Genomic DNA, 5,771 nt, shown 5'->3' with positions numbered 1-5,771 from the left:
GACTTCGGCGACGAGCGCGTCGGCGGCCGCATGCGGCGTGCCGGGGCTGCGCTGCAGCGCGACGTCCCAGCCGTGCCGGGCGAATCCCGTCGCGAGCGCACGACCGATCGACGCGGCGTCGGCCGCGCTGCCCAGGGCACCGGTGACGAGCGCCACGCGCAGGGTCGACGTATCGGCTGAAACGGTCATTTACAATGCCGGGATGAACCCGAAAGCTCACGAACCCGCTAGTTTACCTGCTCCCGGCCCTGACGCGCTCGCGCAGTCCGAAACCCTTGCCGCGCAACTGCGCGACGAGATCGCGGCGGCCGGCGGCTGGCTGCCGTTCGACCGCTTCATGGAGCGTGCGCTGTACGCGCCCGGCCTCGGCTATTACAGCGGCGGCGCGCGCAAGTTCGGGCGCCGCGCCGACGACGGCAGCGACTTCGTCACCGCGCCCGAGCTGTCGCCGCTGTTCGCACAGACGCTCGCGCAACCGGTCGCGGAAGCGCTCGCGGCGAGCGGCACGCGTTGCGTGATGGAATTCGGCGCCGGCACGGGCAAGCTCGCGGCCGGTCTGCTCGCGGCGCTCGACGCGCTGGGCGCCGGACTCGACGAATACCTGATCGTCGACCTGTCCGGCGAGCTGCGCGAACGGCAGCGCGACACGATCACGGCCGCCGCGCCGGCGCTCGCCGCGAAGGTGCGCTGGCTCGACGCGCTGCCCGAGCGGTTCGACGGCGTCGTGGTCGGCAACGAGGTGCTCGATGCGATGCCCGTGCGCCTGTTCGCGAAGGCGGGCGGCGCATGGCAGGAGCGCGGTGTCGCGCTCGACGCGCGGCAGGCGTTCGTGTTCGAGGACCGTCCTGCCGCGCCGGCCGGCCTGCCGGCGGTGCTCGCGGGGCTCGACGAGGCGGGCGACGGTTACGTGACCGAGACGCACGAGGCCGCGCTGGCGTTCACGCGCACCGTCTGCACGATGCTCGGGCGCGGCGCGGTGCTGCTGGTCGACTACGGCTTTCCCGCGCACGAGTACTACCACCCGCAGCGCGACCGCGGCACGCTGATGTGCCACTACCGGCACCATGCGCACGACGATCCGTTCCTGTACCCGGGGCTGCAGGACATCACCGCGCACGTCGAATTCACCGGCATCTACGACGCGGCCGTCGCGACCGGCGCCGACCTGCTCGGTTACACGTCGCAGGCGCGCTTCCTGCTGAACGCGGGCATCACCGACGCGCTGGCCGCGATCGACCCGTCGGACATCCGTGAATTCCTGCCGGCCGCGAACGCGGTGCAGAAGCTGATTTCCGAGGCCGAGATGGGCGAGCTGTTCAAGGTGATCGCGTTCTCGCGCGGCATCGACGGCACGCTCGACGCGTTCGCGCGCGGCGATCGCTCGCACGCACTCTGACGGGGCTAGGGCCTGTTTCCATATGGAACGCACATGCGAATGCCCGAAATCGCTCGTAGGGCAAGGAGTGAGGAGCGCCGTTTGGCCGTGCCAAACAAGCGACGAGCGACGCCGCCATACGGGCGATTTCGGGCATTCCCGTGACATGATTCTTTTAATTTGGGGTTGCCACGAGAACGGCCGCTCGCCGCGTTGCGCTCCTTGCGAATACGTCCAGTATTCGCGGCGTCGCGCGCCTCGCGAGCGGCCGTTCTCGTGGCAACGCATGCGCGTTCCATATGGAAACAGGCCCTAGCATGCTGCGCTGGCTGTTGACGACGTTCATCGCGGTGATGATCCTGACGCGCTGCTGGCCGTGGCTCGGCAAGCTCGGCATCGGGCGGATGCCGGGCGACGTCACGCTGACGCTCGGCGGGCGGCGCTACCCGTTCCCGTTCATGTCGACGCTGGTGCTGACGATGCTGGTATCGATGGTGGCGCGGCTGCTCTGAGCCGCGCCTGAAGGTCGGTGCGCGTTACAGCTCGATCTCGCCGAGAATCCGGTGCGCGAGCGCTTTCGCCTCGTCGAACGCCTCTTCCTCGCTGGGGCTCGTCGAGTGGACGTCGTAACGCGTGTTCTCGGTGTCGTCGCCGTCGTCGCGCGAGAGGATCACGTAACCCTGGAACTGCCCGTTGCCCGCGTGCTGGGTATGCGCCTTGGCCGTGTAGATGCCTTTCGTGAACGTGTTCGTGTCCATGGTGCTCTCCCGCAAAAGGACACTTCATCGTAGCACTGCGGCGCAGCATGTACAGCGCCGCTTATCGGTGACCGAACAGCGTCCGGTCACCGTTCGTGCCATCGGCGTGCCGTCAGCGTTCGATCAATGCGACGACCTCGTCGAGCGTCGGCGCGTGCGCGCCCGTATGCCGGCACGCCGCGGCACCCGCGGCCAGCGCGAACACGAGATGCTCGCGCCACGTGCGCTGCGGCGCGGCCATCAGGCTGAACAGCATGCCGCCGATCGACGCGTCGCCCGCACCGACGGTGTCGGCCACCTCGACGCGCGGCGGGCTGGCTTCATGCACGTCGCCGTCCGCGTAGAGCGTCGCCGCCTGCGCGCCGCGCGTGACGAGCACGGCCGCGCGCGGGTTCAGCGTGCGCACCGCGGCAATCGCGTCGGGGCCGTCGCCGCCGAACAGGTGCCGCAGGTCCTCGTCGGACACCTTGATCAGGTCGGCGAGCGCGGCCATCTTTTCCAGCGTCGGCCGGTACGCGGCCGTCATCAGGTTCCGGACGTTCGGGTCGAAGCTGATCTTCACGCCGCGCGCGTGCAGGTCGGCCGCGAGCGCGGCCAGCGTGCCGGCGAGCGGCTCGCGCACGAGGCTGATGCAGCCGAAATGCGCCCATTTCACGTGGTCGGTCCAGCCCGCCGGCAGCCGCGCCGGATCGAACGCGAGATCGGCGCTTGCTTCGCCGATGAAGAAATACGCGGGCGGGCGTGTCTCGTGCACGATCGCGAGCAGCGGCGGCCGTGCGACGCGCTGCAGGAAGCGCAGGTCGAGCCCGGCCGCGTCGCTCGTGCGCCACAGCACGTCGGAGAAGCAGTCTTCGCCGATCGATCCCGCGAGCGCGCTCGGCACGCCGAGCCGCGCAACCGCGCGCGCGACGTTCCAGCCGGCGCCGCCCGGTACCGACGTCCATTGCGCATCGCCCGCGCGCACCATGTCGGTCAGGATGTCGCCTGCCGACACGAAAGCCGGAAACGTGCCGCCGCTCATTGCGTCGGCTCGCTGCGCTGCGCGCGCGCGAGGGTTGCCAGCACGTCGTAGCACGCGCCCATCGTGTGATAGTCGGTCTTGCCGGCCGGGCTCTTCTCGTCGCTGTACTTGCGGTTGTCGCAGGTGAGGATGCGGTACCACGCGCCGTAGCGGTGATCGACGAAGTGCGCCCAGCTATAGCGCCAGATCTCGTCGTACCAGTCCCAGAAGCGCTCGCTGCCGGTGCGCGCGCCGAGCATCGCGGCCGCCGCGAAGGTCTCCGCCTGCACCCAGAAATACTTGTTGTGGTCGCAGATCGTGAAGTCGGGGCCGAAGCCGTAGTACAGGCCGCCGTGGTCGGCGTCCCATGCGTGCGTGAGCGCGGCGTCGAACAGCTCGGCCGCGCGCGGCACGAGCCAGTCGAGCGGGCGGTGCCGTTCGAGGGTCAGCAGCAGCTTCGCCCATTCGGTCTGGTGCCCGGGCTGGAAGCCCCACGGGCGGAAGATGTTCGAGCTGTCTTCCTTGTTGTAGTCCCAGTCGACCGACCAGTCCGCATGGTAGTGCTCCCACACGAGCCCGCCCGACAGCGCGGCCTGGCGCTGCGTGATGTGGGACGCGAGCTTTTCCGCGCGATCGAGGTACGTGAGATGGCCGGTCGCCTCGTGGGCCGCGAGCAGCGCCTCGGTCATGTGCATGTTCGCGTTCTGGCCGCGGTACGACGACACGATCCAGTTCGGCGTCGCGTCGTCCGCGTAGAGGCCCGCGGCCGCGTCCCAGAAGCGGTGCTCGGCGAGCTCGTAGGTGGCCGCGATCAGCGGGCGTGCCTCGTCGATGCCGGCCATCGTCGCGTGCGCGGCCGCGAGCAGCACGAACGCGAGCCCGTAGCAGTGGCGCGTGCCGTCGAGCGTCGCGCGCTTCGCACCGTCGCGCCAGTCGAGTTCCCAGTCGTAGCCCTGCAGTTCGTCGTCCCAGTGCGCGTCGCGCAGGAAGCGCAGCCCGTGGCGTGCGTATTCCAGGTGGCGCGGATCGCCGAAATGCCGGTACGCCATCGCGTAGTTGAAGACGAACCGGCAACTGCTGACGAGGTGGCGCGACGTGCGGTTGTAGATGCTGCCGTCGTCGCGGAAGTAGTGGTAGAAGCCGCCCGTCGGGTCGAACGCGTTGGTTGCGTAGAAGCGCAGCGTGTCCTCGATGTGCGACAGCAGGAACGACGGATCGCGGAAACTCGCGACGAACGGCGCGGCTTGCGTGTGGGCGGCCGGCGCGGCCGTGCAGGGTTGGACCGGGGGCATGTTCATGATTCGGTGACCGTGGCGGTATCGAGTGCCGGGGAGCCGGCGGGCTGACTGCTGGCCCGCACGATCAGCTCGACGGGCAGGGAAATCTCGGTGCGTTCGGGCGAGTCGGCGAGCAGCAGCTCGACGCCGCGGCGGCCGAGCGCTTCCTTGTCGACCGCAAGCGTCGTGAGCGGCGGGCTCGCGTGCGCGGCGGCCGGGATGTTGTCGAAGCCGACGATCGCGATGTCGTCCGGAATCCGCAGGCCGCGTGCGGTGCACACGCGCTGCGCGGCGAGCGCGGCCGCGTCGTTGTACGCGAACACGGCTTCGGGGCGCGGGCCCGGCGCGTCGAGCAGTTGCTCCATTGCGCGCGCGGCGCCTGTGTCAGGATCGAGCCCCGCGTCGATCGTCACTTCGTAGGCGGGATCGAACAGCCGCCCGGCTTCGAAGAACGCGCGCCGGTAGCCGATCGCGCGCTGCGCGATGCTGTAGTGCGCGGGCGAGCCGCCGATGAATGCAATCCGCGTGCGGCCGGTGGCGAGCAGGTGACGCATCGCGAGCGCCGCACCCGTTGCGTTGTCGATGTTCACCGAGCGCAGGCCGGGTGCCCACAGGTCGATCAGCACGAGCGGCCGGCCGGTCGCGGCGAGCGCCTCGATCGTCTCCGGCTCGATGAAGCCGGCCACCGCGATCGCGTCGGGCGCGTGCGGGCGCATCTGGCGCAGCACGTCGTCGTTCGGCCCGACCGTGAGCAGCGTCGGCACGATGCCGCGCTCGCGGCAGGCGTCCTCGACGCCGTGCAGCACGTGCGAGAAGAACGGGCTGGCCGGAAAGCGGTTGTGCTGGCGATGCAGCAGGAAGGTGAGCCGGCGGATGCGCGGCCGCAGCTGCGCGGGATCGTAGCCGAGCCGCTGCGCGATCTCGACGATGCGCGCACGCGTGGCTTCGGACAGGCCCGGCTGGTTTTTCAGCGCGCGGGAGACGGTGCCGATCGAGACCTCTGCCGCCCGCGCCACATCGCGAATGGTGGTACCCATCGTTCGGGGTCCGGTTTGTTTAGGGTGAAAGCGATTGTATAGTAAAACGTATCGCGGAATTCGGGCCGGATAACCGGGGAATGCCCGAAAATTACCGGTTTTTAAGCGCTAATCTGCGAAAACGACGTTACTAAAAATACTAAACAAAACGCGAAAAAGGCAAGGTGGACGTGCGGGTGTCCGGCGAGCGGGAAGTGGCGGCCAGCGTGCCGGCTTCGCGCATGCGCGCACGCGTGCCCGGCGGCTTGCTCAGGCCGGCGGGAAGGGTGGGCGCAACGACCGGCCCGGCAGCGCGGCGGGCGTCCGGGCGTGACGGACGACGGC

7 protein-coding genes and 1 pseudogene are annotated in these 5,771 nt (G+C 69.5%); 2 read left to right on the top strand and 6 right to left on the bottom strand.

Annotated elements, in window-relative coordinates; all coding sequences use genetic code 11:
- Positions 1-189: pseudogene (locus DPV74_RS38555) on the bottom strand (short-chain dehydrogenase); the annotation flags it as partial.
- Between the two features lie 13 nt (positions 190-202).
- Between DPV74_RS38555 and DPV74_RS38550 the strand changes: the two are divergent.
- A complete protein-coding gene (locus DPV74_RS38550; protein WP_059619687.1) occupies positions 203-1,396 on the top strand; it encodes a class I SAM-dependent methyltransferase in 1,194 nt (397 codons plus the stop codon).
- Positions 1,397-1,692: 296 nt separating this feature from the next.
- Complete coding sequence (locus DPV74_RS38545) at positions 1,693-1,887, top strand: DUF2905 domain-containing protein (RefSeq protein ID WP_011546377.1); 195 nt, start codon at positions 1,693-1,695, stop codon at positions 1,885-1,887.
- A gap of 24 nt (positions 1,888-1,911) precedes the next feature.
- Here DPV74_RS38545 and DPV74_RS38540 read toward each other — a convergent pair whose 3' ends face one another.
- From DPV74_RS38540 to DPV74_RS38520, 5 genes are all read right to left on the bottom strand, one after another.
- On the bottom strand, positions 1,912-2,133 hold the full coding sequence (locus DPV74_RS38540; protein WP_021163760.1) for a hypothetical protein: 222 nt from the start codon (positions 2,131-2,133) through the stop codon (positions 1,912-1,914).
- Positions 2,134-2,245: 112 nt separating this feature from the next.
- Positions 2,246-3,154 carry a carbohydrate kinase gene (locus DPV74_RS38535; RefSeq protein WP_027788957.1) on the bottom strand — a complete coding sequence of 303 codons (909 nt, stop codon included), beginning with the start codon at positions 3,152-3,154 and terminating at the stop codon, positions 2,246-2,248.
- Positions 3,151-4,431 carry an AGE family epimerase/isomerase gene (locus DPV74_RS38530; protein ID WP_119339089.1) on the bottom strand — a complete coding sequence of 427 codons (1,281 nt, stop codon included), beginning with the start codon at positions 4,429-4,431 and terminating at the stop codon, positions 3,151-3,153. The genes DPV74_RS38535 and DPV74_RS38530 overlap by 4 nt, the downstream gene beginning before the upstream one ends.
- Positions 4,428-5,447 carry a LacI family DNA-binding transcriptional regulator gene (locus DPV74_RS38525; RefSeq protein ID WP_021163757.1) on the bottom strand — a complete coding sequence of 340 codons (1,020 nt, stop codon included), beginning with the start codon at positions 5,445-5,447 and terminating at the stop codon, positions 4,428-4,430. The genes DPV74_RS38530 and DPV74_RS38525 overlap by 4 nt, the downstream gene beginning before the upstream one ends.
- 139 nt (positions 5,448-5,586) lie before the next feature.
- A partial coding sequence (locus DPV74_RS38520; RefSeq protein ID WP_205571979.1) for a hypothetical protein occupies positions 5,587-5,771 on the bottom strand: 185 nt, incomplete at its 5' end.

Origin of the sequence: Burkholderia sp. HAN2018 (assembly GCF_024704855.1) — a bacterium.
GTDB lineage: Bacteria > Pseudomonadota > Gammaproteobacteria > Burkholderiales > Burkholderiaceae > Burkholderia > Burkholderia cepacia.
Note: the sequence above shows the minus strand (reverse complement) of the source record. Positions and strands in the feature narration are given on the sequence as shown.